This is a genomic window from Corynebacterium oculi (genome assembly GCF_001412105.1).
Taxonomy (GTDB): Bacteria; Actinomycetota; Actinomycetes; order Mycobacteriales; family Mycobacteriaceae; genus Corynebacterium; species Corynebacterium oculi.
This window is the reverse complement of record NZ_LKST01000002.1, coordinates 632,100-658,378: the sequence shown is the minus strand read 5'-3', so window position 1 is coordinate 658,378 and position 26,279 is coordinate 632,100. Positions and strand designations below refer to the sequence as shown.

21 protein-coding genes are annotated in these 26,279 nt (G+C 63.9%); 12 read left to right on the top strand and 9 right to left on the bottom strand.

The window, feature by feature from the left end; translation table 11 throughout:
• Positions 1-26: 26 nt before the first annotated feature.
• From Cocul_RS07130 to Cocul_RS07100, 7 genes are all read left to right on the top strand, one after another.
• Entirely contained in the window at positions 27-1,040 is a 1,014-nt protein-coding gene (locus Cocul_RS07130; protein WP_245622131.1) for an NUDIX hydrolase, read from the top strand.
• Positions 1,037-3,640 (top strand): hypothetical protein, encoded by a 2,604-nt coding sequence (locus Cocul_RS12485; RefSeq protein WP_055122566.1) that lies wholly within the window; start codon positions 1,037-1,039, stop codon positions 3,638-3,640. The genes Cocul_RS07130 and Cocul_RS12485 overlap by 4 nt, the downstream gene beginning before the upstream one ends.
• A 78-nt stretch (positions 3,641-3,718) precedes the next feature.
• A complete protein-coding gene (murJ, locus tag Cocul_RS07120; protein ID WP_245622130.1) occupies positions 3,719-7,372 on the top strand; it encodes a murein biosynthesis integral membrane protein MurJ in 3,654 nt (1,217 codons plus the stop codon).
• A 174-nt stretch (positions 7,373-7,546) separates the two neighbouring features.
• Positions 7,547-8,020: a sigma-70 family RNA polymerase sigma factor gene (locus Cocul_RS07115; protein WP_245622129.1), complete on the top strand. Its 474-nt coding sequence runs from the start codon at positions 7,547-7,549 to the stop codon at positions 8,018-8,020.
• A gap of 88 nt (positions 8,021-8,108) precedes the next feature.
• Positions 8,109-9,050, top strand: a complete 942-nt coding sequence (gene trxB / locus Cocul_RS07110) for a thioredoxin-disulfide reductase (protein WP_055122564.1) — start codon at positions 8,109-8,111, stop codon at positions 9,048-9,050.
• Between the two features lie 41 nt (positions 9,051-9,091).
• Positions 9,092-9,415, top strand: a complete 324-nt coding sequence (gene trxA, locus Cocul_RS12340) for a thioredoxin (RefSeq protein WP_055122563.1) — start codon at positions 9,092-9,094, stop codon at positions 9,413-9,415.
• Between the two features lie 48 nt (positions 9,416-9,463).
• Positions 9,464-10,657, top strand: a complete 1,194-nt coding sequence (locus tag Cocul_RS07100; protein ID WP_055122562.1) for an N-acetylmuramoyl-L-alanine amidase — start codon at positions 9,464-9,466, stop codon at positions 10,655-10,657.
• Here Cocul_RS07100 and Cocul_RS07095 read toward each other — a convergent pair.
• The 8 genes from Cocul_RS07095 to rpmH all read right to left on the bottom strand — a co-directional run bounded on the left by Cocul_RS07095 (position 10,654) and on the right by rpmH (position 16,466).
• Complete coding sequence (locus Cocul_RS07095; protein WP_055122561.1) at positions 10,654-11,265, bottom strand: hypothetical protein; 612 nt, start codon at positions 11,263-11,265, stop codon at positions 10,654-10,656. The genes Cocul_RS07100 and Cocul_RS07095 overlap by 4 nt on opposite strands.
• Positions 11,266-11,279: 14 nt before the next feature.
• A complete protein-coding gene (locus Cocul_RS07090) occupies positions 11,280-12,359 on the bottom strand; it encodes a ParB/RepB/Spo0J family partition protein (RefSeq protein WP_055122560.1) in 1,080 nt (359 codons plus the stop codon).
• Between the two features lie 5 nt (positions 12,360-12,364).
• Positions 12,365-13,372 (bottom strand): ParA family protein, encoded by a 1,008-nt coding sequence (locus Cocul_RS07085; RefSeq protein WP_055122559.1) that lies wholly within the window; start codon positions 13,370-13,372, stop codon positions 12,365-12,367.
• 140 nt (positions 13,373-13,512) lie between these two features.
• The gene (gene rsmG, locus Cocul_RS07080) at positions 13,513-14,169 is read right to left on the bottom strand and encodes a 16S rRNA (guanine(527)-N(7))-methyltransferase RsmG (protein WP_055122558.1); all 657 of its coding nucleotides are present in this window, start codon (positions 14,167-14,169) and stop codon (positions 13,513-13,515) included.
• Between the two features lie 421 nt (positions 14,170-14,590).
• Entirely contained in the window at positions 14,591-15,544 is a 954-nt protein-coding gene (yidC, locus tag Cocul_RS07075) for a membrane protein insertase YidC (protein WP_055122557.1), read from the bottom strand.
• Between the two features lie 60 nt (positions 15,545-15,604).
• Positions 15,605-15,892 (bottom strand): membrane protein insertion efficiency factor YidD, encoded by a 288-nt coding sequence (gene yidD / locus Cocul_RS11930; RefSeq protein WP_082422229.1) that lies wholly within the window; start codon positions 15,890-15,892, stop codon positions 15,605-15,607.
• A gap of 23 nt (positions 15,893-15,915) precedes the next feature.
• Positions 15,916-16,311, bottom strand: coding sequence for a ribonuclease P protein component (gene rnpA, locus Cocul_RS11925; protein WP_082422207.1), 396 nt, complete (start codon positions 16,309-16,311; stop codon positions 15,916-15,918).
• A gap of 11 nt (positions 16,312-16,322) precedes the next feature.
• The gene (rpmH, locus tag Cocul_RS11920) at positions 16,323-16,466 is read right to left on the bottom strand and encodes a 50S ribosomal protein L34 (protein WP_082422206.1); all 144 of its coding nucleotides are present in this window, start codon (positions 16,464-16,466) and stop codon (positions 16,323-16,325) included.
• Between the two features lie 871 nt (positions 16,467-17,337).
• On the opposite strand from rpmH, the gene dnaA reads away from it, so the two are divergent.
• The 5 genes from dnaA (at position 17,338) to gyrB (ending at position 25,466) form a co-directional block, all read left to right on the top strand.
• A complete protein-coding gene (gene dnaA / locus Cocul_RS07070; protein WP_055122556.1) occupies positions 17,338-18,933 on the top strand; it encodes a chromosomal replication initiator protein DnaA in 1,596 nt (531 codons plus the stop codon).
• Positions 18,934-19,724: 791 nt separating this feature from the next.
• Entirely contained in the window at positions 19,725-20,912 is a 1,188-nt protein-coding gene (gene dnaN / locus Cocul_RS07065; protein ID WP_055122555.1) for a DNA polymerase III subunit beta, read from the top strand.
• Positions 20,913-21,057: 145 nt separating this feature from the next.
• Positions 21,058-22,596 carry a DNA replication/repair protein RecF gene (locus tag Cocul_RS12845; protein ID WP_082422205.1) on the top strand — a complete coding sequence of 513 codons (1,539 nt, stop codon included), beginning with the start codon at positions 21,058-21,060 and terminating at the stop codon, positions 22,594-22,596.
• A complete protein-coding gene (locus Cocul_RS07050; RefSeq protein ID WP_055122554.1) occupies positions 22,589-23,275 on the top strand; it encodes a DciA family protein in 687 nt (228 codons plus the stop codon). The genes Cocul_RS12845 and Cocul_RS07050 overlap by 8 nt, the downstream gene beginning before the upstream one ends.
• 145 nt (positions 23,276-23,420) lie before the next feature.
• The gene (gene gyrB / locus Cocul_RS07045; RefSeq protein WP_055122553.1) at positions 23,421-25,466 is read left to right on the top strand and encodes a DNA topoisomerase (ATP-hydrolyzing) subunit B; all 2,046 of its coding nucleotides are present in this window, start codon (positions 23,421-23,423) and stop codon (positions 25,464-25,466) included.
• A gap of 19 nt (positions 25,467-25,485) precedes the next feature.
• On the opposite strand, the gene Cocul_RS07040 is transcribed toward gyrB, so the two are convergent.
• Positions 25,486-26,268: a hypothetical protein gene (locus Cocul_RS07040; RefSeq protein ID WP_055122552.1), complete on the bottom strand. Its 783-nt coding sequence runs from the start codon at positions 26,266-26,268 to the stop codon at positions 25,486-25,488.
• Between the last annotated feature and the right edge of the window lie 11 nt (positions 26,269-26,279).

The following is a 26,279-nucleotide window of genomic DNA, read 5'->3' as shown; positions in this document are numbered from 1 at the left end:
GCCCGCCCCGAGCGGATACCATCTAAGTGATGAACGACAAGGACGAGCGCACGCACCAGGCCCACCAGGCCTCGGCCTCCCAGGGGGGCAGCGGTTCCGGTGCGTCTGGCGCGTCCGGCACCCGCCGTAAGCGCCGCCGCCGGGGCGGGCGGGGGCGTGGTGGTCGCGGTCGGACTCACGCCTCCACCTCGGCATCTTCGGGGTCCTCGGGCTCACCCCAATCCGCGAAGCCCACGAACTCCGCCCAGCACCCGGCGCAGCAGGGCGACCACAACAGCAATAGCCACAACAGCGATAGCCACGGCAGCAACCACAGCAACAACCACGGTTCGGAGGATTCCACCGCCCAGCCCCGCCGCAAGCGACGCCGCCAGACCTCCCAGCGCTCCGGCGCCAAGGGCTCGGCCAAAAACCCGCAGCGCTCGGGGAATCGCCGGGGGCAGCGCGGCGGCCATTCCCAGCGGCGTTCCTCCGCGCGCGGCAGGCGCAATAACCGCCGGGGCGCGTATTCCCGCGGTAGCGCCGCCGTCTCGCACTGTGATACCCGGCCGGAGACCTCCGCTGGTGGCCTGGTGGTCTCCGGCCTGGCCGAGGCGGTGGCCGCCGACGGCAGCGTGGATCTCTCCCGGCTGTACGTGGCGCTGATCGGCCGCCTGGATCGGCGCCGCCGCCTGCTGTGGTCTATGCCCAAGGGCCATGTGGAGCCGGGGGAGGATCATCGGAGTACCGCGCAGCGCGAGGTCTGGGAGGAGACGGGGATCAGCGGCGAGGTCTTTGCGGACCTCGGCGTGATCGATTATTGGTTTGTTTCCGAGGGCGTGCGGATCCATAAGACGGTGCATCATCACCTGCTGCGTTACGTGGACGGCTACCTCAACGATGAGGATCCCGAGGTCACCGAGGTGGCCTGGATACCGGTGCACCAGCTCATTGAGCATCTGGCCTACGCGGACGAGCGCAAATTGGCCCGCGTGGCGCACGATATCCTTCCCGATCTCGCCCGCGCGGAGAAGCAGGCGGGGAGGCGCACTCCCCGATGAGGTTGACGGGATTTCCCTCCCGCCGCGCGCTGTTGCGCCCGTTGAGTCTGGCGGCCATCACCGGGACGGTGGCGCTGTGTACGGTGCTTCCGCCCCTTACTCCTCCCTCCGCCCGGGCCGACGTGCTGCCCCTGTCTCCCACCTCGGAAACCTCCCGAGAGGCGTGGATGAATCCGCTGGTGCGGCCAGGGGAGGGGGAGAGCCCGGTGCGTGTGGATCTGGTGGAAATAAACGGGGGCACCCAGGCCCACCTGGAGTCCGGCCAGGAGCTGCGGCTGAGCCTGCGCGTGCATAATACTTCCGACGCCCCCGTGGAGCGGCTCACCCTTCAGCTGCGCCGCGCGGCGGCGGTTCCCACCGTGGCGGAGGCCCGCCAGGCAATCGCCCAGGATCTCGGCGCTTATTCCCAGATCGCCAGCCCCGTGGTGCTGCCGGAGCCGCTGGCCCCCGGCGAGGAGCGCGCGGTGGAGCTGCGCGCCTCTACCACCCCGGGAGCGGGGGAGGGCCTGGCCCTGGAACCGGGTTCTGCGTATCCCGTGGCGGTGGCGGCCTCCGGGATCGTGGCCGATGATGCCGCGAGCACCGCCCCTTCGGCCATGCAGTCCCTGAGCACGGAGCGCTTCGTGGTGGACACCAACCCGCGCCCTGCCGAGGAGGAAGCGGCGGAGGAACCAAGCGAGGAAGAATCCCCCCAGGGTCTCTCCCTGCTGTATCCCCTCTCCGAGCCCACCCACATCGTTCCGGGGGAGACGGGAGAGGCCCCGGAGGCCGCCCCCTTGATCCTCAGCGAGGATTCCCTGGCGCGGTCGCTCTCCTCCGGGGGGCGCCTGCATTCCCTGCTGGGTGCCTATGAGCGGGCCCTGGCCTCCTCTCAGGTGGCGGAGTCCACCTGCCTGGCGCTCGATCCCGCCCTGCTCAGCACGGTGAATCGGATGCAGGGCGGCTATACGGTGACCAATACTCGGCATAGTCTGGGCCAGCCCACGCGCCGCCTGCGCGATAGTTGGGGTTCGTCCTCGGGCGATCAGCGGGGCACCCCCGGGGCGGGGGCGCAGGCCGCCCAGGAGTGGTTGGAGCGGCTGGGCCGCGTGGCCTCTCATCAGTGCGTGGTGTCCCTGCCCTGGGCTAACGCGGATCTCGATGCGGTGCAGCGCACCGCGAATCCGTGGCTCATGCGCGAGGCCATACAGCGCGGCCAGGAGGTCATTTCCCAGGTTATCGGCGTGCAGCCGGAGCGCGGGGTGGTGGTGCCCGGTTCGGGTTACGTCTCCGAGGCCACGGTGCCGTCCCTGGCGTGGGCCGATCAGGAGGGCGATCTCACCCAGGCTTGGGAGGCGAGCGCCGCGCAGGGGGAGCATGAGGCACAGGGCAGCTCCGATTCCACCCTGGATTCCCCCACGCTTCCCGACGCCACCTCCGGCACCCACCCCCAGGCCCCGCAGCACCCGGTGTCCGTGTTGGTGGCCAATAACACGGTGTGGGCGGCCCCCGAGGTGGATCGCTTTGCCCAAATCGCGCCGGGTATCCGCGCGGTGACCTACCCGGCTTCCCTGGCCGCCACGCTGGCGGCCACGGGGGAGGAGCCCGCCACGGCGGGGTATTCCAACCCCGAGGGGCGTTTTGATCCCACCCTGGATTCCGCCACGGCCCGCCAGGTCACGGCGGCGGCGGCGGTGCGCAGTTCGGTGGCGGAGGCCCGCCAGGCGCAGCAGCCGATGCTGGTGACGCCGCCGGCGGTCCTGAGCGCGGACGTCGGGGCCATGCTCTTGGCGGAGGTGGATTCCGCCCTGGGTTCCGGGCGGGCCCGCCCGATGTCGCTGGGCGCCTATCTCACGCCGGGGGATAAGCAGGCGGAGGATCTCGCCGCCGTGGTCGCGGCCACGCCCGCGCCGTCGCCCGCGGAGAATCCCCGGCTGGGTGCGCCCTTCCTCGATCCCTCCGTGTACAGCGACGCCGAGGTGCTGCGCACCACGCAGCAGGCCAATTACACCGATGACCTCACCGGCCTGATGATGAACGATCCCAGCATCGCGCTGACCCGCTACGCCTTTACCGCCCCGCTGCGCCAGGATCTGCTCGCGGCGTTGAGCACCACGCGGCGGCGCAGCGTGGTGAGCTTTAATGACGCCGTCTCCGCCACCGCTCGTCGCCTCAGCGGCAACCGCGAGGTCTTGCAGGGGTTGCGCGGCTCGATCACGCTGTTGCCGCCCGGCAACGTGTACACCCGTACCTCGGAGTCCTCGCCGCTGCTCATCGTGGCCAAAAATGGCCTGCCGCTGCCGGTGGACGCCACCATGCGTTACCACACGGCGCAGAAGGCCCGGATCACGGTTCCCACACACCTGCGCATTCCTGCCCGTGGCTCCATCACGGTGAGTATGACGGCGGATATCACCAAGGAGGATGAGCAGGCCCAGATGGATCTGTGGCTGGCCTCCTCGGATGGCTCCGCCATCTCCGATCCGGTGCGCATCGCCGTGCAGACCAGGGCGAGCCTGGTGGGGGCCTCCGCGCTCATCCTAGGGTTGGGCGGGCTGCTGCTGGCGGCGATGTTGTTCCGGCTGGGGCGGCGCAGGCAGCAACGCCGGCCCTACGCTTAATTAAGAATTAATTACATCCCGCGCCACAGGGCCGTGTCAGTTTCCTTTCATGCGTTTCAGCCACAACAATGGTCACTCGTGAACGCCACAGATCCGCAATTCAGGCAATCGGGTCGCGGGAGCGAGCCAAGCCGTCGAGGCTTGCGCTCGCGGATCGTGCCCCCCACACCGCCTGCTCCGGTGCCCGAGGTGAAAAAGAAACCTCGGCCCGCCCCGCAGGGCGAGGTCGATCGCTCCGATCTGCGCCACGCCCCCGGGCAGGCCCTCCGCACACCCGCACCGCCGGGGGAGGCGGAAACCACTGCGGGAGCCGCCACGCTCACCCGCCCGGCGGCAGAACGGACAGAGCAGGTTCCCGACTCGCAAAAGACGAGCGACGGCGACGTGGTGCGCTCCACCGGCTCGATGGCGGTGGCCACCCTCATTTCCCGCATCACCGGGTTCATCCGCACCGTGCTCATCGGTTCCACCGTGGGCACGGCGGTGGGTTCGGCCTTCAACACGGCCAATACGTTGCCCAACCTCATCACGGAGATCGTGCTGGGCGCGGTGCTCACCTCCCTGGTGGTGCCGGTGCTGGTGCGGGCGGAAAAGGAAGACCCGGATCGGGGGGCGGCCTTCATCAGGCGGCTGTTCACCCTGGCCTTTAGCCTCTTGGCGGTGGTCACGCTGGCTTCCGTGGTGGCCGCGCCGCTGCTCACCAGGGTCATGCTGCGGCAGGACGGGGAGGTCAATATCACCCAGTCCACCGCCTTCGCCTATTGGCTCCTGCCGCAGATCTTCTTCTACGGCCTCTTTGCCCTTTTCATGGCGGTGTTGAACACCAAGGGGGTGTTCCGTCCGGGAGCTTGGGCCCCGGTGGCCAATAACATCATCAGCATCGCGGTTCTGTTGATCTACCAGTTTGTCCCCGGGCAGCTTGCCCCCTCGGCCCCCTCGGGGCCCTTCGATCCGCACATCATGCTGCTAGGTGCGGGCACCACCCTGGGCGTGGTGGTGCAGTTGCTCATCATGCTTCCGGCGTTGCGGAGGGCGGGGGTGGATCTGCGTCCCCTGTGGGGGATTGATTCCCGCCTCAAGGACTTCGGCGGCATGGCTCTGGCCATCATCGTGTACGTGGCCATCTCCCAGGTGGGCTTCACCCTCACCATGCGCATCGCCTCCACAGCGAGCGACGCCGCCCCCCTGATCTATCAGAATCACTGGCTGCTGCTCCAGGTGCCGTACGGCATCATCGGCGTCACCCTGCTCACGGCCATCATGCCGCGCCTGTCCCGCAAGGCCGCCGAGGGCGACGATCGCGGGGTGGTCGATGATCTCACCCTGGCCACCAAGCTCACCTTCATAGCCCTGATCCCCATCGTGGTGTTCTTCACGGCCTTCGGTCGGGATATTTCCTTCGGCCTGTTCCATTACGGCCGCTTTGATCCCGAATCCGCCGATATTTTGGGCCTGACGCTGAGCTTCTCCGCGTTCACGCTGATTCCCTATGCCCTGGTGTTGTTGCATCTGCGCGTGTTCTACGCCCGGGAGGAGGCCTGGACGCCCACGTTCATCATCGCGGGGATCACCGTCACCAAGGTGGTTCTTTCCCTCCTGGCGCCCCTGGTGGCCTCCTCGCCCGGCCGGGTGGTGGTGCTCTTGGGCGCGGCCAATGGCTTTGGTTTTGTGGCCGGCGCGGTCATTGGCGCAATGCTGTTGCGCCGCAAGCTGGGTTCCCTGGGTTTCGCCACGATCATGCGCACCTCCGTGTGGGCCGTGGGGGCGTCGATAGTGGGCGTGGTGGTCGCGGCGGGGTCCAGCATGGTGTTGGGCCGCCTGACGGGGCCGGAGTTCCTGGGCTCGCTGTGGATTCTGGTGCGGCTGTCCGTGATCGGCGTGGTGTTCCTGGTGGTCACCGGCGTGGTGCTGTCCTTCTCTCGTCTGCCGGAGGTGCAGAACCTCGGCGCGGTGGCGCAGCGCATTCCGGGGCTGAATCGCCTGATCCGCACGGATCCGGATCGTCAGATTCAGGTGGAGGCGCCCACGCAGCAGGAGCTGTCCACGCAGTTCATCGGTTCGGATACGTTTAATGCCTCCCCGGTTCCGCCGCCGATGTCGGCGGGCGTGGTGCGCGGCCCGCGCTTGGTGCCTGGTGCCCCGGTGTCCGATGGCCGTTTCCGGCTCCTGGTGGATCACGGCTCGGTCACCGGGGCGCGGTTCTGGCAGGCCAAGGAGCAGGCCACCGGCCGCCTGGTGGCGCTGGTGTTCGTGGATACCAGCGGCACCTCCCCGATGGCTCCGGCCAGCCCGGCCGCCGCCGCCGGCGCGGCCTCGGAGGTCACCCGCCGTACGCGCGCGCTGGCGTCGTTGCGTCACCCGGCCATCGCCCCGAACATTGAGGTGTCCGCGTATCGCTCCGGCTGCCTGGTGGTGGCCGATTGGGTGGAGGGCACCTCCCTGAAGGAGCTGTCTCGCTCCGAGCGGGTGCATCCTCGGGCCGCCGCGTATGCGCTGGCGCCGCTGGCGCACGCCGCCGCGTCCGCCGATTCCGTGCATACCCCCCTGGGTCTGGATAACTGGAGCCGCATCCGCGTCACCACCTCCGGCACGGCGGTGGTGGCCTTCCCGGCGGTGCTGTCCACGGCGTCCACCGCGCAGGATCTGGATGCGATCGCCTGGGCGCTGAACCTGCTGGTGGGGGAGGATGCCCCGGAGGACGTGCAGCGCGTCAAGCAGCGGGTGGAGGCGGTGGCCACCGCCGCCGCGCCCACGGATTCCACCAGGGGGGAGATTGATCCCCAGGACGTGCTTGATCTCAGCGAAGAGTTGCGCCGCGTGGGCCTGGCCGGGGCGGAGGCGCAGAGCGACGCCCCGGCGGAGGCGGCATCTGAGGCAGATTCTCCCGCCGGGGAGCGCCCGGGTACCGCCACCGCCGCGAGCGCCCCTGCCTCTCCCTCCGAGCAGGCCCGCCGCCGCGCCCAGGCCCTGCACGTCACGGCGGAGGCCACCCCGCAGGTGGAGGATCGTCCCGGCTTTGGAGCTAAGTCCATGACCCGCAGCGGCACCGCCGGGTTGGGCCTCGTGGTCTTTGCCGCCGTGATCGCCGCCGCGGTGGCGGCCACGTATATCGCCGCGTTCGTGGGCAAGCAGAGCGATTCCTCCCCGGTCAATCCCGGCTCCTCGCACAGTAGCGAGGCACCCGCACCCCCGCAGAGGCAACCGCTGAGCGCCATCAATGTCTGGGAGGCCACGCGCACTTCCGGGAGCGCGGACGAGGATCCCGGCGATCACCCGGAGAATGCCGCGCGCGCCGCGGACGGCAATCCGGCTACCTCATGGGAGTCGGCGCAGTATCCCCAGGGCTTCCAGAACAAGCCGGGGGTGGGGTTGCTGGTGCGCTTGCAGAATCCGGTGCAGGTGGCTCAGGTGCAGGTACTCACGTCCGCGCCGGGTAGCCACGCGGTGATCTACGCAGTGCCCAGCAGCCTGGATTCCGCCCGGGTGCAGGAAAACCTGGATCTGAGCACGGTTCCTATGGTGGCGGAGACCACGCTCAGTGCGGAGGAGAACACCATTGAGTTGGCTCCCACGCAGGAGCCCACTCAGGCGTTGGTGGTGTGGTTTGATTCGGTTTCTCCGCAGACGCGCACGGTGAGCGTCTCCGATATTTCGGTGTGGGGCACCAAGACCACCGGGGCCGCCTCCACGACGTCCCCTCGCGTGATCGGGGGTACCCGCCCAACGCAGTAGGCAAGGATGCGGCCCGGCGTGGGGTGTGCGGGGCTGTAATGGGGTGAGGTTTCCTCGGGGGAGGAGGCCGCACTTCATCGAGGGGGAATCCGTGACGTTCACGCTTCATCAGTTATCCGATAGTCAGCTCGTGGGGGAGTATCTGGCGGGGAGGCCTCCGCCTTCGCGGAGATCGTGGCGCGCCACGGCGCCCGCCTGCTGCGGGTGGCCCGCCGCTACGGCCGTAACGAGCACGACGCCCACGATATTGTGCAGGAGGCCCTGCTGCGCGCCTCGCAGAATCTGCACACGTTCCGCCGGGAGTCCGCGCTGGGCACCTGGCTCTACCGCCTGGTGGCCAATTCCGGGTATGACTTCGCCCATCACCGTCACCTGCGCGAGGTCGCGGCGCTCGACGACGGCCGCACGGCCCCGGACGCGGATATTCGCCTCGCCTACGAGCCGCTCAGCGGCATTGATACCCGCCTGGCCCTGCAATCCGCGCTCTCGCACCTTCACCCCGATCAGGCCGCCGCACTCGTGCTTATCGACGCCGCCGGGTACAGCGTCGCGCACGTGGCGGAGTGGGCGGGGGTGCAACCGGGCACCGTGAAGTCGCGCCGCGCCAGGGCCAAGGCCGCGCTGCGCGAGCTGATGAGGAATGAATGAGACCACTTTCCCGTTGAGCGCCATGAGGGGTGCCCCGCGATACACTTGGGCACGGCATAGACCGCTTCTTGCGAGGAAGGCATGAATCATGGCGAGCAACGATACGATCCACGACCTAGCCATCATCGGCTCCGGCCCGGCCGGGTACACGGCGGCTCTGTACGCGGCGCGCGCGGAACTCAAGCCCCTGGTTTTTGAGGGCTACGAGTACGGCGGCTCCCTCATGCAGACCACGGAGGTGGAGAACTACCCCGGCTTCCAGCAGGGCATCATGGGCCCCGAGCTCATGGAGCAGATGCGCGCCCAGGCGGAGCGCTTTGGCGCGGATCTGCGCATGGAGTTGGTGGATCGGGTGGAGCTAGAGGGGGAGGTGAAGCGCCTCTTCGTGGGGGAGGAGGAGTACCTGGCCCGCACCGTGATCGTGGCCACCGGGGCCGCCCCGCGCCTGCTGGGGGTTGAGGGCGAGCAGGAGCTGATGGGCAGGGGTGTTTCCACCTGCGCCACCTGCGACGGTTTCTTTTTCAAGGGGCACCACATCGCGGTGATCGGCGGCGGCGATTCCGCGATGGAGGAGGCCACCTTCCTCACCAAGTTTGCCGATAAGGTCACCCTGGTGCACCGCCGCGAGGAGTTTAGGGCCTCGCCGATCATGGTGGAGCGAGCCCGCGCCAACGAGAAGATCGAGTTCCTCACCAACAAGGTGGTGGAGCGTGTGCAGGCGGCAGAGGGAAAGGTCTCCGGCTTGGTGCTGCGCGATACCGTCACCGGGGAGGCCTCCGATCTGGGGGTGACCGCCATGTTCGTGGCCATCGGCCACGATCCGCGCTCGGGGTTCCTGGACGGCCAGTTGGAGCTCAAGGAAGGTGGTTACGTGGCTACCCGCGAGCCCTCCACCCAGACCTCCGTGCCGGGGGTCTTTGCCGCCGGTGACCTCGTGGACGATCATTATCAGCAGGCCGTCACCGCCGCGGGTTCCGGGTGCCGGGCCGCGCTAGACGCGCAGAATTATCTGGCCGAGTCTCTGGTTTAGACTAGGGGGAACGCGGTTTTCCTAAGGAGGAGAGTAATCTTATGTCCAGCCTCATCAGCGTGACTCAGGAGTCTTTCCGCTCCACCGTCATCGAGTCGGAGGTACCCGTCCTGGTGGACTTCTGGGCCCAATGGTGCGGTCCCTGTACCAAACTCACCCCGGTGTTGGAGGAGCTAGCCCAGGAATACGGGGACCGCCTCAAGATCGTCAAGGTGGACGTGGATTCCGAACGCGCCCTCGGGGCCATGTTCCAGATCATGTCGATCCCCTCCTTGCTGCTCTTCAAGGACGGCAAGAAGGTGGATCAGATCGTGGGTGCCCGCCCCAAGGCGGACATTGCGGAAAAGCTCGATTCCGTGCTCTAACTGCTACTCTGGTTGAGTTGACAACATTTATTTTTAGGAAGGACTCACGTGGCGGACGTACTCCGGGTCGGTGACCGCAGCCCGCGCGTCGCCGAGGCTCGCGTTACCCTTGCGCGCCTCGGTCTGCTCCAGAGCTATTCGGGAGACGTTCGCCCCACCACCGGCGATTCCCAGCAGTTCAACGATGCCGACACTTACTTCGACGCTCCCCTGGCCGAGGTGGTTAAGGCCTTCCAGCAATCGCGCGGCATCCTGCCCACCGGGGCTATCGACGACACCACGCTGCGCGAGATGCGCGGGGCTTCCTACACCCTCGGTGCCCGGCCCCTCACCTACCAGGAGGACAACCCCCTGGTGGGCGATGACGTGGTGCAGCTCCAGGAGCACCTACAGGAACTGGGCTTTTATTCCAGCCGCTTGGACGGCCACTTCGGGGCGGATACCAATTACGCCCTGCTGAGCTACCAGATCAACGGCGGCCTGGATCCCGATGGCGTCTGCGGCCCAGATACCATCCGCGCCCTCAACCTTCTGGGCCGGCGCATCCGCGGCGGCTCGGCCCAGGCCATCCGGGAACGCGAGGACATGCGCCAGGCCGGGCCGCACCTGGCGGGCAAGCGCGTGGTGATTGATCCCGCCCTGGGCGGCAGGAGCACCGGGCAGGTGGTGCAGGGCCGCTACGGCAGCATCACCGAGGAGGAGATCCTGTGGGACCTTGCCACTCGCGTGCAGGATCGCATGCGGGCCATCGGCATGGAAACCATCCTCTCCCGGCCCCGCATGGATAACCCTTCCACCAAGGATCGCGCGGACATGGCCAACGCCTTCGGCGCGGACATGGTGATCTCCTTGCAGTGCGATAGCTACCCCAATGAGAAGGCCTCCGGGGTGGCCACCTTCTACTTCGGTTCCGAGGTAGGGTCTAGTTCACTCACGGGGGAAACCCTCTCCGGGTTTATTCAGCGCGAGATCGTGGCCCGTACCGCGCTCCAGAACTGCGGCAATCACGCCCGCACCTGGGAGATTCTGCGCTTCACCAAGGCCCCCACGGTGGAGGTGGTGGCGGGATACCTCAGCAACCCAGAGGACGTGGCCGTGATGACCAATCCCGCCAGCCGGGACGCCATCGCTGAGGCGATCGTGGTGGCCGTGAAGCGCCTGTACCTGCTGGAGGACGATAATCAACCCACCGGCACCTATCGCTTTGCCGAGCTGCTGGAGGCCGAGCAGCGGGCCTTTTAGGCCGAGGCCCGCACCGGCTGGGCCTCCCAGGCCACCAGCAGTTCTCTTTCGGGGGGAAGTTCCAGGCGCAGACGAGGGAACACCGGGTGCTCCTTTACCACCCGGAATCCCGCCGCCTCCAGGGCCTCCACGCCGATGATTCCCATCTCCTCTACCTGGCTCAGCAGCGGTTCCGCCGCCTCGGCGGCACGCAGGCCAAAGGCCTCCACCGCCGGGGCGGTGCCCTCCACCACCAGATCCATGATCGCGGCATCAATCAGCACCGCCTCCATCCCCGTGCCCTCCCAGCCAGGAGCCATGTGCAGAGACGTCATCAGCATGGCGTCCGCGCTCACCGGCGCGGTGGGCAATTGCGTCGCCCCGGGAGCCTGGGCGGGGGAGCAATAAAAGAGCGTGGCCAGGGGGCACTCGTCCCAGAGATAGAATCCGCAGCCGGGGGAGTCCAGAAGCACCGAGGAGAGCCAGGCTTCCTTTTCAAAGCGCTCCTCGCCGCGCTCCCTCACCCGCGCGGCGCTCTCCGGCTCGACCTCCCAGAACACGCTGCGCACGGCCTTGGGAAGCAGAAAGGCAAAGGAATCCTGCGTGATCCGGTGCAGCTCAGCGCTCATGGCCCTATGACGCGCTAACCGCGCCCCTCGATGAGGGCGAGGATGCGCTCAAAGTCCTCTTGATCGCCAAATTCCACCACCATCTTCCCCTTGCGCTTGCCCATGGTCACGGTCACCTTGGTGTCCCAGCGATCTCCCAGGCGCTCCGCCGTGCGGGTGAAGTGCTCGGGCTGGGGGAGGGGGGCACGCTTGGCTTTGGGGGCCTGTGCGTGCCCGTTGTTGAGCAGCGTCACGGCCTCTTCCGTGGCGCGCACGGAAAGCCCCTCCGCCACGATCCGCTCGGCCAGATGCTCTTGATCCTCCTCGCCCGTTTTCAGGCCCATGAGGGCTCGCGCGTGGCCCGCGGAAAGCACCCCGGCGGCGACCTTGGACTGCACGGGGAGCGGCAAAGAAAGCAGGCGAATCGTGTTGGTGATCGTGGGACGGCTGCGCCCCAGGCGCTGCGCCAGTTGCTCCTGGGTGACCCCAAACTCCTCCAGAAGTTGCTTGTACGCCGCCCCCTCTTCCAATGGGTTGAGCTGTACGCGGTGGATATTCTCCAGCAGGGCGTCACGCAACATGTCGCCGTCATCGGTCTCGCGCACGATGGCCGGGATCACTCCCAGACCGGCCTTACTGGCCGCGCGCCAGCGGCGCTCGCCCATGATGATCTCGTAGCCGCTATCGTCCGCAGCGCGGCGCACCACGATCGGTTGGAGAAGCCCAAACTCCCTGATGGAGTGAACCAGCTCGTCCAAGGCCTCCTCGTCAAAGACCTGCCTAGGCTGCTTCTCGTTCGGCATGATCTCCCCGATGGGGATTTCCCGATAGGAGGCTCCAAAGTCATTACCCGGCGGGGGAGTGGCGGCCTCCCGCCTCCCCGCCTGGGCGATTAAGGGAGGGAGGCTCGAACGCCCAGATGTTTCACGTGAAACGCCCTCCCTCGCCGGAGAACCATCGGCCGCCGCGGAATCTTGCCCACGGCGGCGCGGCAGACCCGTTCCGATGATCGCGTCCGCCGCGGAATCAGAAAGCCGGGGCTTGGAGGGCCCCTGGGGAATCAAGGCGCCGAGGCCCCTACCCAAGCCGCCCTTGCGAGTTTCCTGCGAAGACAAATCGTTTACTCCCTTTCTTCCTGTGCGGCCCCGGCGGACGCGGCCCTCGCGCCTCCGGCCGGGTCGGTCGGGCCACCCTGCTCACTCTGATCTGCCAGACCTGCCAGGCGCTGGGCGGTCTGCGGGCTCACCCCGATCGGCCCCGTCCCCTCGGCGGGAACGTAATCCCCCCGCACAGCAAACTCCTCCGCGGCCGCCACGTACGCCATGGCCCCCCGCGAGGAGGGATCGTAGGCCAGCACGGGCATCCCATAGCCCGGGGCCTCGGATACCTTGACCGAACGCGGTATCACCGTCCGCAGGGTCACATCGCCAAAGTGCTCCTTGACCTCGCCCACCACTTGTTCCGAGAGTTTGGTGCGGGCGTCATACATCGTGAGCAGGATCGCGGAGATGTGCAGTTGCGGGTTGAGGTGCTGGCGGATCATGGAGATGTTATTGAGCAGCTGCCCCACCCCTTCCAGCGCGTAGTACTCGCACTGAATAGGTATGAGCACCTCCTCCACGAAGGTCATGGCGTTGATCGTCAGCAAACCGAGGGAGGGAGGGCAGTCAATAAATACAAAGTCAAAGCCCCACCGATCCAGGAACTCGCCCTTGAGGGCGTCGTAAAGCCGGTATTCGCGGCGCACCATGGATACCAGTTCGATCTCCGCCCCGGCGAGGTCGATGGTGGCGGGGATGCACAGGAGATTTTCGCTGTGCGGGGAGGCCTGAAGCGCCTCCTCCGGCGTCGCCTCTCCAATGAGCACCTCGTAACTCGATACCGTGCCCGCGCGATGCTCCACCCCCATCGCCGTGGAGGCGTTTCCCTGGGGGTCAAGGTCAATCACCAGGACCTTCAGCCCGCAGGCCGCCAGCCCGGCGGCGAGGTTCACCGAGGAGGTGGTCTTTCCCACCCCGCCCTTTTGATTGGCGATGGTGATCAGCCTCGGCTTCTCCGGCCTCGGCAGTGGTGACCGCCGCGGTATTGCCGAGGCACCGCCGCGGTAGTGCTGTTCGTTATCGACCATCGCGCACGCACGCCCCTTTTTCTCGTCGATCCTGTCCTTGATGATCCTGCATCATTCTCCTGGCTTCCTTGTTCCTGGGCAATCCTCATGACGGGTTGACATCACACCCCGCGAGGGCATTCCAGGAACCTCTCTGAGGCCTAACGTACCTTCGGTATCCGCACCACGGTGGAGGGTTCCGGCAGCAATTCGGTCCCCACCTGAATGACCTCGCCGCGTCCCCCTCCGGCCGCGCGAATCTGCCGTTCGTCTCTTTCCAATTCCTCGTGCACTGAGGCCCCCTTCATCGCTATCATCGCCCCCGTCTTACCCACCAGGGGCATCGACCACTGACATAGTTTACCCAAAGGAGCCACCGCGCGGGAGGTCACCACCTCGGCCTTACCCACCTTGGCACGCAAGGCCTTCTCCTCTGCGCGGCCACGCACCACCCGCGCGTTGCTCAACTCCAATTGCTCAATCACCTCGCCTAGATACACCGAGCGTTTAAGCAGGGGTTCCACCAAGGTGATCCGCAGATCGGGACGCGCTAGAGCTAAGGGGATGCCGGGGAGCCCCGCGCCCGATCCCACATCAATCACGGAGGCCTCCTCCGGCATTACCTCGCCGATCACCGCACAATTAAGCACGTGCCGATCCCACAGGCGCGGCACCTCGCGTGGGCCAATGAAACCTCGTTGCGATCCCACCGTGGCCAGGGAGAGGTGATAGGCCACCGCTTTTTCTACATTCTCACCAAAGATCCGCTCGGCGGCGGGCGGTGGCGCGGGAAAATCGCTTGGTTTCACGTGAAACATCCTTGCTCTCGTGCTTGGGTCGTGCAGATTCCGTAGGTGGACGTCACCGCCCGTCGGTGGCCGAACATCTTTTCTAGATTGCCCTTACCAAGCACAATCGCAGGAAAGATGCCGATGACTGGCGCACCCGGGTCATCGTGATCCTCGGGCTAACCAACCGTCCATCAACGGCCACCGGTCAATGAGAAAAGACTATCAGCCGCACGAGTCAGCGCCCGCCACCTCAACGAGGTCACGGGCGTCGGACTAGGTTGAACTTCTGCCTGTGGCTCTACCCCTTCACTCACTCCACGGTGAAGCGATACCCCGCGACAAACAAAGACAGATCGTGACACACAACGGCGCAGGACAGGGAAGTAAAAGCAAAGCGGCGGCCTCAACAAAAGACCGCCGCTTGGAAGAACCTGGAGGAACAGAAGAACTATCCTCTCTTGCCTCTCTTCTTCGGATTATTGGGCTTCACGCCGGGCTTGGGGGCCGTCGCCCGCTTGGCCTCCTTGATGGCTGCTTCCTCGGCCTCTTCCTCCCTGTCGAGCTTGCTAAAGATGTAGCGGTTCTGGAAGAAGGTCCACAGGTTATTGGCCACCATGTAGAAGAGCAGCCCGATGTGCCAGATAAAGCCGGTGAACAGGATCGTGGCGGGCATGACCCAAAGCATCATGCGGTTCATCATGTTCATCTGCATGGCCGCCTGCTCGGAGGCCGGGGCCTGCTGCTTCCCGGAGGCACGACGGGCCTCCTGGCGCTCCACGGAAAGACGAGCGTTAAAGTGCGTTCCCAGCACGATCATGATGATGAGCGGGGCCGCCACGGCGATGATCGTTCCCCGGGTGAGGCCTTCCGCGTTGGGGAAGGCGGCAAACATCTCCGAGGGCATGCTGATGTATGCGGACAGCGGCACACCAAAAAGATTAGAGTCCAGGAAGGACTGCACATCTTCGGCGCTGAAGATGTAGTTGGGGGTAAGGCGGTTTTGTTCCACCGTCAGCCCCACGTCGCTGCCCGTGCGGTTGAAGGAGCGCAGCACGTGGAACAGACCAATGAACACGGGGAACTGCGCCAGCACCGGCAGGCAGCCGGCGAGGGGATTCACGCCCATCTCCTTTTGGAGCTTGCGGGTTTCCTCCATCATTTTCTGCTGGTCATTCTTATATTTTTCTCGAATGGCCTGCATCTGCGGGGCGAACTTCTGCATTTTTACCGTGGACCGCATTTGGTTCACCATCGGCTTAAACAGCAAAAGACGCAGCGTAAAGGTTAGGAACATGATCGCCAGAATCCACGCCACCGCGGAATCCGCCCCGAAGGGATAGGCGAAAATCTTGTGCCAGAACCACAGGACCGCAGAAATCGGCCAGTAAATGAAGTTGAGCACTGTACGTCCAAACTCCTGGTGTGGTTGGTGATTGTAGGAAACAGGCGCTCCGTGCCCAAGTTATCCCCGCGTGCCGTGCCCCCACACATAGGAAGGAACGGGATCGTATCCTCCAGGATGCCAGGGGCCACACTTGGATAACCGGGCGCAACTCAAAAGCGCGCCGCGCCATGCCCCGTGACTCCTGCAAGCCTCCAGGGCATAAGCGCTGCAACTTGGTTCGAAGCGGCAGGTTGAACCCATTTTAAGGGGTGAAAGATAGATTTGGTAAAAGCGCACCGCACCGATGAGGATTCGCGCGGCCACGGAGCTTTGCTTATCGACGCCCCCGTGATCCCGCTTTTCCATCCGCCTCGGCGGCTCAGCGTCCCTCATCGCGCACCCGGCTGTGGAATTTCCCGGGCTTCCTGAGCTTTCCGTGCTGCCTTTTTCCAGGCCTTGCGAATATCCCGCTCCAGAACCTCAGAACTTGCCTCTCCGGCGGCGGGTAGGGCTCGCACTACCACCTGAGTGCGCGGATTCATCTCCGCCGCTAGGTTAAGGCAGATATGACGAAGCCGTCGGGAAACGCGGTGACGAGCCACAGCGTTCCCAACGGCCTTAGATACCACAAGCCCAAAGCGGGGGCCGCCTACTCGAGCGATCTCCCCACTGGGTTCCCCCTCCCAGACGTGGAGAACCACAGTGCGGCTTCCCACACGCCACCCCAGGCTTATGGTGTGCCGAAATTGCCTGGACGAGGTCAGCTTATGCTTCGCGGGAAGCACCCCGACGAACCTTAAGCGGTGAGCTTGGCGCGGCCCTTACGGCGACGAGCCGCCACGATGGCGCGACCGGCGCGGGTGCGCATACGGGTGCGGAAGCCGTGCTTGCGCGAACGACGACGGTTATTGGGCTGGAAAGTGCGCTTACCTTTTGCCACTTTTCATTCTCCTCAAGTATGTGCATGTCGGCCGACGGCTTCGCGCCACCCACCGGGCTTTCATCGGCCAACCTGTTGGTTGGTTCCTGAGAGACAGCCGCCGGAATTGTTGTCCAGGGTTAACCCCTGCTCCGGCCGCCGTACACAGCGTCGCACTCCTGCCTACGGCGCACAGCCATGTCTGGTTGCGCGCGCAAACATGATCGGCGCGTGTCGCTCTCACTTAGGTACATGCGCAGGGCTGGGTGTGCCTCCACGGATGTAACAGACGAATAAAGGATACGCGAGCGCTCAACCCCGGAACAAATCGACGTGTCACCTTATCGCCCGATCTATCAGGTACCCCCGGAATCACATTCTTCGTATTTTCGGTTCTGCGCTCTTCCCACCCGGACTCACCAGCGGGAAAACATGTCATTCTTCGGCCGCCCTCGACTCCCCGAAAGTTGGCTCTTTTGTACCTAGACAATTCCACAGGGAAGCGTGTAGAAGTGGATCGGCAATCACAGTTTTCACACCTGAGGAAAGCTCACCCCTGTGGATAACTCTCAACCTCACCTTGAGAGAATGCAGCTCAGACCTAAAAATACCTGGTCAGAGAGCTTCTTCGCCGGGGTGTCGCTATTCACAGGGGCGAGGATAGGCTGTGGATAACCCCATGACGTAGAGTTATCCACAGGTGTGAGTAACTATGTGGAAGACCAGGGCACGGCACCATTCGGCTTGTGGAGGAAGCGGTGAATGACAAGTTTCCTCCATCAACAGCCGCACCCCACTTACGTATGAAGATAGAAGCTTAAGTGGGTGCTTCCACCCGTTTACTCACAAGAATTTTGACGGTTACTAGAGGCACCAAAGGATAAGAACACCAGTGACAGACGACGCCGCGGCGCTGCACCACACCTGGCATGAGGTACTAGCGGAGCTACTCCGCCAAGCGGAGCTTCCCGATTCCGCCATCCCCACGCTCACCGCCCGCCAACAGGCATTCTTGAATCTGGCCAAGCCCATCACCATCGTTCAGGGCTATGTGCTCCTTGCTGTGCCACATAAGATGGCCAAGGACGTGGTGGAAAATGAGCTGGGCCAGTACATCACCCAGGTATTCTCCGAGCGCATGAGCCAACCCTGTGGCCTGGCGGTCAGCATTGACCCGCAGCGAGCAGGGGAAGCCACCGCTCCTTCCGCTTCTCAGGCCCCTGCACCTGCGGCGCAGCCCCCTCAGCAGGAGCCCGCACCCACCCCCCAGGCCTTCGAGCCGTATTACCGCAGCAGCCAGGAATGGCAAACCAGTCATGCCCCGGCGCAGCCTCCGCAAACCGAGGCCGCGCACCACGCCCTCCACACCTCTATGGACCCCACTCAATCCACGCAGCCGCTCACCGGTCAGCGGCTCCCTCGGGAAACCCCGGCGCATAACCCCAACAAAGAAAATTCCCTTAACCCTAAATATACCTTTGAATCCTTTGTGATCGGTTCCTCCAACCGTTTCGCTAATGGTGCCGCCGTGGCCGTCGCGGAAAATCCCGCGCAGGCTTATAATCCCCTCTTCATTTCCGGCGGCTCCGGGCTGGGTAAAACCCATCTTCTCCACGCCGCCGGAAATTATGCCAAGGCCCTTCAACCCACCTTAAGAATCAAATACGTTTCCAGCGAAGAGTTCACCAACGATTATATTAACTCCGTTCGTGATGACCGCCAGGAATCTTTTAAGCGCCGTTATCGCAATCTCGATATTCTCATGGTGGACGATATTCAGTTCCTCCAGGGTAAGGAGGGAACCCAGGAGGAGTTCTTCCACACCTTCAACGCATTACACCAGGCAGAGAAGCAGATCATCCTTTCCTCGGATCGTCCCCCCAAGGAGCTCACCACGCTGGAGGATCGCCTGCGCACCCGCTTCCAGGCCGGCCTGATAGCGGATATTCAGCCGCCGGATTTGGAAACCCGCATCGCCATCTTGATGAAAAAAGCGGCGGCTGACGGTACCCGCGTGGATCGCTCCGTCTTGGAGCTTATCGCCTCCCGATTCGAGTCCTCGATCCGCGAGCTAGAGGGCGCTCTCATTCGCGTTTCCGCGTATTCCTCCCTCACGAATGAGCCGATTGACATGCACATGGCGGAAATTGCTCTCCGCGATATTCTTCCCGAGGCCGCCGATGTGGAAATAACCCCCACCACCATCATTGAGGTCACGGCGGAATACTTTGGCATCACCACGGAGGCCCTGTGTGGTGTGGGTAAAACCCGCGCGGTGGCTCATGCCCGCCAGCTCGCCATGTATTTGTGCCGGGAACTCACTGATCTTTCTTTGCCGCGCATTGGAGCCCAGTTCGGCGGCAAGGATCACACCACCGTCATGTATGCGGATCGCAAGATCCGCAAGGAGATGCAGGAAAAGCGGGATACGTACGACGAGATCCAGCAGCTCACCCAAACCATCAAGTCCAGGGGACGCGGCATCTAGATGGCAAACATGCCGTAGCGCCAGTTGTAGGGCCGCCGGGCCACAAACTACAGCCTGATTCATCGCAGCTTCACCCTGCCCGCAAGATCCGCATGATGGCGGCGTAGCGTCATCGCGGCCTCTCGCCGGAGAATCCCCACCGCGTCTCCGTCAACATCAAGAAGCCCAAGAAACCAGCACCGAGCGCCGGTTTCCGGCTTCACCCCTCCCCAAATTACCCCGCTAGCAGCATCATCAGCGGCTCTGTTCAACCCTGTCCACAGTTTCCACAGATTTATCCACACCCATGTAATTACAAGAATGTAACTCCATGACGTTCATCACCTTGACACCCACTACACCCCCGCTCAGCCATGTGGATAACACCCCTGAGCACTGTGAATGATCTGTGTACAAACAAGCCCTAGGTGGGGATAGATCCCGCCGGGCCCAAGTTATCCACACCCACCCCTGTTTTTCCACAGCCCCTCCACATCTCGGTTCACACCCCGGAATCACGGCGTTACCTTGTTATTTGAGGCCTCATCCACAGAGTGCACAGGACTTACTGCTGTTGCTCTTTCATTTCTTGTAATTACCTAGAGGAAAGAGGGGGTGTGAGGAAATGACACGAATCCTCCGCGTGGCGGGGCACCGAGCGGCGCCGAAGCGCCGCGCCTGGAATGACAAAACTTGCCCCTCCGGGGGAGTGTCCCGGTACTTTGGAGATGTTGTTATTTACCGCGCGGGATCGTGTGATGCGCCTACACGTCCACCCGAATCACACGTTGTGGTCAAGGAGCTGAGAAAACATGGAATCAGAGCAGGTTTCCTTCCGAGTAGCCAAGGATGACCTCGGGGATGCCGTGGCGTGGGTGGCACGTAATTTGCCCTCTAAGCCGGCCCAGCCTGTGCTGCGCGCATTGGTGATTCACGCGGACGAGGATGGCCTGGAACTGGCGGGCTTTGATTATGAGATTTCCACCCGCGTTCGGTTATCCGCCGAGGTGATGAGTCCTGGACGGATCGCCGTGGCGGGCAAACTCATCGCGGAGATCGTCGGTAGCCTGCCTAATAAGCAAGTGGACATGACGGTGGAGGGCTCCAAGGTGCTGATGACCTGCGGCCAGGCTCGCTTCGAGCTTCCCCTGATTCCGTTGGACGATTATCCTCAGCTGCCCACCTTGCCGGAAGTCACCGGCACCATTGACCCGAGGTTGTTCACGGAGGCCGTCACGCAGGTTGCCGCAGCCGCGGGTAAGGATGACACGGTTCCTATGCTCACCGGCGTGAACATGAAGGCCGCGGGCAAGGATATGACGCTCACGGCCACGGATCGCTTCCGGTTGGCGCTGCGCAAGCTGGAGTGGAATCCCACGGCGCAGGACGTGGAGGTTAATCTTCTGATCCCGGCTAAGACCCTCCTGGATAACGCGCGCACCCTGGACGCGCAGCGTGGCGATCCCATTGACTTCGCCGTGGGCACGGAGGATCAGGTGGGCCGGGAGGGCCTGTTTGGTATTCACACCGATAATCGGGAGACCACCACCCGCCTGCTTGACGCCGAGTTTCCTAACGTGCAACCCCTATTGCCGAAGAATCACACCTCCATGGCCCTGGTGGAGATCGCCCCCTTGCAGGAGGCCATTCGCCGCGTTTCCTTGGTCACGGATCGCAATGCGCAGATCCGCATGCAGTTCTCCGAGGGGCAGGTGATTCTCTCCGCCGGCGGCAATGATTCCGGCCACGCGGAGGAGGTGGTTTCCTGTGCTTTCCAGGGAGCCGAGGAACTTCTCATCGCCTTCAATCCTGGTTATCTCAAGGACGGTTTGGCGGTGGTGAACACGGAGCGTGTGGTTTTTGGCTTCACGGAGCCCTCCCGCCCCGCCATTATGATCCCGGAACCGGAGGAGATGCCGCAGCGCAACGAGGAGGGGGTTTTTCCTACGCCGGATACGTATTTCACCTACCTACTCATGCCGGTGCGCCTGCCACAGTAGGAACATCGCAGGAAAGATGTAGGGGAGAGAGGAACCACCGAGTACGGCGCCGTACTCGATGGAGGATAAGGCCGGTGCGGGGAGATCACCCGTCTGTGCAGTCAGCCACGTTAAGCAGGGCATACGAGGGGAGGATCGGAAGAAGATGTACTTATCCGAATTGTCCTTGCGGGATTTTCGCTCCTGGCCGCAGTTATCCTTGGGCCTCCAGCCCGGGGTCACGCTCTTTGTGGGCCGCAATGGCTTTGGCAAGACCAACATCGTGGAGGCCGTGGGGTATCTGGCACATTTATCCTCCCACCGGGTCAGCCAGGATGCCCCGCTGGTGCGGGTGGGTGCGGGGAGCGCCCGGGTCTCGGTCACCGCGATCAATCAGGGGCGTGAACTCACCGCTCACGTGTTGATTAAGCCCCATGCGGCCAATCAGGCGCAGATCAATCGCACTCGCCTTAAAAGCCCTCGGGAGATTCTGGGTGTGGTGCGCACAGTGCTTTTCGCGCCCGAGGATTTGGCCCTTGTGCGCGGGGAACCTGCGGAACGACGCCGCTATATGGATGCCATCATTGCCACTCGCTCGCCGCGCCTGGCGGGGGTGAAGGCGGACTACGACAAGGTGTTAAAGCAGCGTAATGCTTTATTAAAGTCCGCGCAGCACGCGCTGCGCCGGGGCTATTCCTCGGAGGAGGGTGCGGCGGCCCTCGGTACGTTGGACGCCTGGGACGGCCACCTGGCCTATCTGGGTTCGCAGCTCATCGTGGCCCGCCAGGAGTTGGTGCGTCGTCTTAACGTGGAGGTTCATGAGGCCTATGCCTCTTTAGCCCCGGAATCGCGTCCGGCAGCCTTGCGCTATCGGTGTTCGGTATCCCTGCCTGCGAGCACCAAGCGCACCAATCACATCGAGCACGCTGAACATAGCGAAAGTTCAGAACATGGCGTACAGATGACGCAAGCATCGGGCTGCCCAGAGCGGGAGACCTCCGGCACCCCCGAAGAATCAGGTACCACGGGCACGGGGGACACACATCCTCCCCTCGCCTCGGCAGTGCCTCGGTTGGGGCCACCCCATGCGGTGAACGCGGGGCAGAAACAGGGGTCCCCGGACGGGAATCGGCGCGAGGTGATTGAGGCTGCCATGCTTGCGGAACTTGGGGCTAAGCGTCAGCGTGAGATTGAGCGCGGTATGTCCCTGGTGGGTCCGCACCGCGATGACCTGGAGTTGTTGTTGGGCCAACAGCCCGCCAAGGGCTTTGCCAGCCACGGGGAAACCTGGTCTTTCGCCATCGCGCTGCGTTTTGGTGAGTTCTCTTTGTTGCGTAGCGAGGGCTCGGATCCGATCCTCATTCTCGATGATGTTTTTGCCGAGCTCGATGCCAAGCGTCGGATCAAACTGGTGGATCTCGCCACGCAGGCGGAGCAGGTGCTGATTACGGCGGCGGTGGACGAGGATCTGCCGGAGAATCTCAGCCGCAAGGTGGTGGCGAGCCACCGCATTGAGGTACGCGCAGCGGGGAAAGAAGAATCTAACCACCAGGCCCCGCAGCGGTACTCCGTACTAGCCCCGAGTTCTCCCGAAGCCCCCGACCACGCGAAACTGATCACCGATCTTGCTCAAAAACCCGCCGACACCGGAGGAACCACATCCAGCGAGGGCGCGGACGCCACCCAGGGAGCCGAGCATGCCTAGCGGAAGTCCGAGCGGTACCAGCGATCCCATCGGGCAGGCCTTTGCGGCTATGCGCAGCGCGGCGCTTAAGCGCAATGGCTCGGTGCCCGATTTATCCCTGCAACGGGGCCGGGGCGCGGGAGACAAAGGCAGCACAGTACATAGGGGCAATATCCTCGGCGATCTTCAGGAACCCGGTGGCGAAGGGAACGAGAGGCAGGTGCGAGTACCGGGGCTGAGCGGAGACTCCCAGGGCCAGAAAACCACTCAGAAATCACCACGCGCGGGGGGTCGCAGGCGGCGCGGTATTCCCACGGGCCCGGACGGGCGCAGGCTCCCGCGGCGTCGGGACGTCGATACGCTGGGGAGCATCGTGAGCCGGGAGATCCGTCATCGCGGGTGGACGCGCGAGATCGCCGGCGGGTGGGTGACGGGCCATTGGCCGGAGTTGGTGGGGGAGAAGATCGCCGCGCACACCACGGTGGAGATGTTGAAGGGAAGCACGTTGTTCATTTCCTGCGATTCCACCGCCTGGGCCACGAATCTGCGCATGATGCAGCGTGAGATTCTGCGTACTATCGCCGCCAAGGTGGGGCCGGATGGGATCACGAAGTTGAAGATTTTTGGCCCCAAGGCTCCCTCGTGGCGTCATGGTGCGCTGCACGTCGCGGGCCGGGGTCCCCGCGATACCTACGGGTAGCCGTCATTCTCACGCGGGGGTGACTACCACGCAGGCGGACGAGAAAGCCGCTTCAACGCATTGATGGTGTGGTTCCGGGGCGGGGTACGTGCGTGTAGAATGAAACGGTCTAGAACCCTTTCAATGCGAGGAGTGCACGTTTCACGTGGCTACCACCGAACACGAATATGGCGCCTCATCCATCACGATCCTTGAGGGGCTTGAAGCCGTCCGCAAGCGGCCGGGCATGTACATCGGCTCCACGGGCACCCGCGGCCTGCACCACCTGGTGTGGGAGGTCGTGGATAACTCCGTGGACGAGGCGATGGCAGGTTACGCCACCAAGGTGGATGTAACCCTGCTTGCCGATGGCGGCGTCCAGGTCGTCGATGATGGTCGCGGTATTCCCGTGGAGATGCACGCCTCCGGCATACCCACCGTCCAGGTGGTGATGACGCAGCTACACGCCGGCGGCAAGTTTGATTCCGATTCCTACGCGGTTTCCGGTGGCTTGCACGGCGTGGGTATTTCCGTGGTGAATGCCCTGTCCACCCGCGTCGAGGCCAAGATCAAGCGCGATGGCAAGCACTGGGAGCAGAACTTCACCAACGCCATCCCCGAGGATCTCATCGAGGGCGGCAACGCTCGCGGAACCGGCACCTCCATTCGCTTCTGGCCGGACGCGGAGATCTTTGAGACCACCACCTTTGACTATGAGACGATCTCGCGTCGCCTCCAGGAGATGGCCTTCCTGAACAAGGGCCTCACCATCACGCTTACCGACGAGCGCGCCACCGCCGAGGAGGTAGAGCTTGAGGCGCTCGCGGAGGCGGGGGAGAACGCCACCTCCCTGGAAGACATTGATTCGGCTGCCGACGCCGCCCGCGACGGGGAAGAGGATTCCGCGTCCAAGAAGCGGGAGAAGAAGCGCGTATTCCATTACCCCAATGGGCTAGAGGATTACGTTAACCACCTCAACAAGTCCAAGAACCCCATCCACCCCTCCATTATCTCCTTCGATGCCAAGGGTGATGATCACGAGGTGGAGTTGGCCATGCAGTGGTCCTCCGGCTTTAACCAGTCGGTACACACCTTTGCCAACACCATCAACACCATCGAGGGCGGCACGCACGAGGAGGGTTTCCGTTCCGCGCTGACCTCCCTGATGAACAAGTACGCCCGCGAGCACAACATGCTCAAGGCTAAGGACAGCAACCTCACCGGCGAGGATTGTCGCGAGGGTCTGGCGGCCGTGATCTCCGTGCGGGTGGGCGATCCGCAGTTTGAGGGACAGACCAAGACCAAGCTGGGTAACACGGAGGTGCGCTCCTTTGTCCAGCGCATGACCAACGAGCACGTGGGGCACTGGCTGGAGGCTAATCCCGCGGAGGCCAAGGCGATCGTGAACAAGGCGATCTCCTCCTCCCAGGCGCGTCAGGCGGCGCGCAGGGCTCGGGAGATGGTGCGCCGCAAGTCCGCCGGCGATATGGGTGGTTTGCCCGGCAAGTTGGCGGATTGCCGCTCCAAGGATCCGATGAAATCCGAGCTCTATATCGTGGAGGGTGATTCCGCCGGTGGTTCCGCCAAGGGCGGCCGCGATTCCATGTATCAGGCGATTTTGCCGCTGCGCGGCAAGATCTTGAACGTGGAGAAGGCCCGCCTGGATAAGGTGCTGAAGAACGCCGAGGTGCAGGCCATCATCACCGCCCTGGGCACGGGTGTGCACGATGAGTTTGATATTTCCAAGCTGCGCTACCACAAGATCGTGCTCATGGCGGACGCGGACGTAGATGGCCAGCACATCGCCACCCTACTGCTCACGCTTCTGTTCCGGTTCATGCCGCAGTTGGTGGAGGAGGGCCACGTGTACCTCGCTAATCCGCCGCTGTACAAGCTGAAGTGGCAAAAGGGAGAGCCGGGTTATGCCTTCTCCGATGCCGAGCGCGATGAGCAGTTGGCCGAGGGCCTGGATAAGGGCCGGAAGATCAACAAGGATGACGGCATTCAGCGGTACAAGGGTCTGGGTGAGATGAATCCCAGCGAGTTGTGGGAGACCACCCTCGATCCCACCACCCGTATCCTGCGCCGGGTGGATCTTCATGATGCTCAGCGTGCCGACGAGCTCTTCTCCGTGCTCATGGGCGATGACGTGGTGGCCCGTCGCTCGTTTATCACCCGCAACGCCAAGGACGTGCGTTTCCTCGACGTGTAGCGGACGTATAGCGGCGTCGTTAAGCGCGGGGGCCCAGACGGGCCAGGAGTTCGTCCCGCTCATCGCAGGAGAACTCCACCCGCCGCACGGGAATCTCTCCGAGTAAGAGATCGCGGGCCACCACCGGCTCCGCCAATTCCACCACGGTGTTTACCTGGTTGAGCACCGGAAGGCGGCACAGTCCCGCCTCATCCACGCTAATGCTTGCCCCATCTCCGGGCCGTTGGGCACCGGAGCGGGCGATGAGATTCCGGGGAATTACCAGTTCAAAGCGATGCCCGGAGCGCAGCGTCAGGTTTTCCTCGGTGAGGCTATGCGGCCGGTGGCGCTGGCTGGCGTAGAATCCCAGCAGCACCCACAGGCCGTAGAGGCTCAGCACCGCGAGGATTATTCGCCACCCTGTGTTAGTCAGGAGCATGTGTACCACGGCTATTTCCACGATCACCAGGGCGCTGATCGCCCACACGATGATGCGCAGCGGCCCGGCATATCCAAAGGCGGTGCCCCGGGGTTGTTTGCGCAGAAAGCCACCGAGCATGAGTACCTCGGATACCCAATAACTCAATGCCTTGCGCGGTATTCCAAAGCGGGTGGCGGTGCGGTCAATGGCTCGAATCCAATTGCGTTCCTTTTTCGCGGTAAGTAGGAGCGAGGACAGCGGGAGAGCAAGGGCAAGAAGCAGTACCCCGAGGATGAGGAAGAAAAGCCACGTGGGCGGGGAATGGGAGGTCAGGGTGAGGGTGACCAGCAGAACCTCACCGGCGATGGCCCCCAGGAGGATCGAGCGGAATAAGGCCTTCATGGTGCCAAGTG

Excerpts from the sequence above, each read along its gene's own strand:
- Cocul_RS12485 (WP_055122566.1), top strand. The coding sequence starts at position 1,037 with ATGAGGTTGACGGGATTTCCCTCCCGCCGCGCGCTGTTGCGCCCGTTG.
- trxB (WP_055122564.1), top strand. The coding sequence starts at position 8,109 with ATGGCGAGCAACGATACGATCCACGACCTAGCCATCATCGGCTCCGGC.
- trxA (WP_055122563.1), top strand. The coding sequence starts at position 9,092 with ATGTCCAGCCTCATCAGCGTGACTCAGGAGTCTTTCCGCTCCACCGTC.
- Cocul_RS07095 (WP_055122561.1), bottom strand. The coding sequence starts at position 11,265 with ATGAGCGCTGAGCTGCACCGGATCACGCAGGATTCCTTTGCCTTTCTG.
- Cocul_RS07085 (WP_055122559.1), bottom strand. The coding sequence starts at position 13,372 with ATGGTCGATAACGAACAGCACTACCGCGGCGGTGCCTCGGCAATACCG.
- rsmG (WP_055122558.1), bottom strand. The coding sequence starts at position 14,169 with ATGTTTCACGTGAAACCAAGCGATTTTCCCGCGCCACCGCCCGCCGCC.
- yidD (WP_082422229.1), bottom strand. The coding sequence starts at position 15,892 with ATGGAAAAGCGGGATCACGGGGGCGTCGATAAGCAAAGCTCCGTGGCC.
- dnaN (WP_055122555.1), top strand. The coding sequence starts at position 19,725 with ATGGAATCAGAGCAGGTTTCCTTCCGAGTAGCCAAGGATGACCTCGGG.
- Cocul_RS12845 (WP_082422205.1), top strand. The coding sequence starts at position 21,058 with ATGTACTTATCCGAATTGTCCTTGCGGGATTTTCGCTCCTGGCCGCAG.
- Cocul_RS07050 (WP_055122554.1), top strand. The coding sequence starts at position 22,589 with ATGCCTAGCGGAAGTCCGAGCGGTACCAGCGATCCCATCGGGCAGGCC.
- Cocul_RS07040 (WP_055122552.1), bottom strand. The coding sequence starts at position 26,268 with ATGAAGGCCTTATTCCGCTCGATCCTCCTGGGGGCCATCGCCGGTGAG.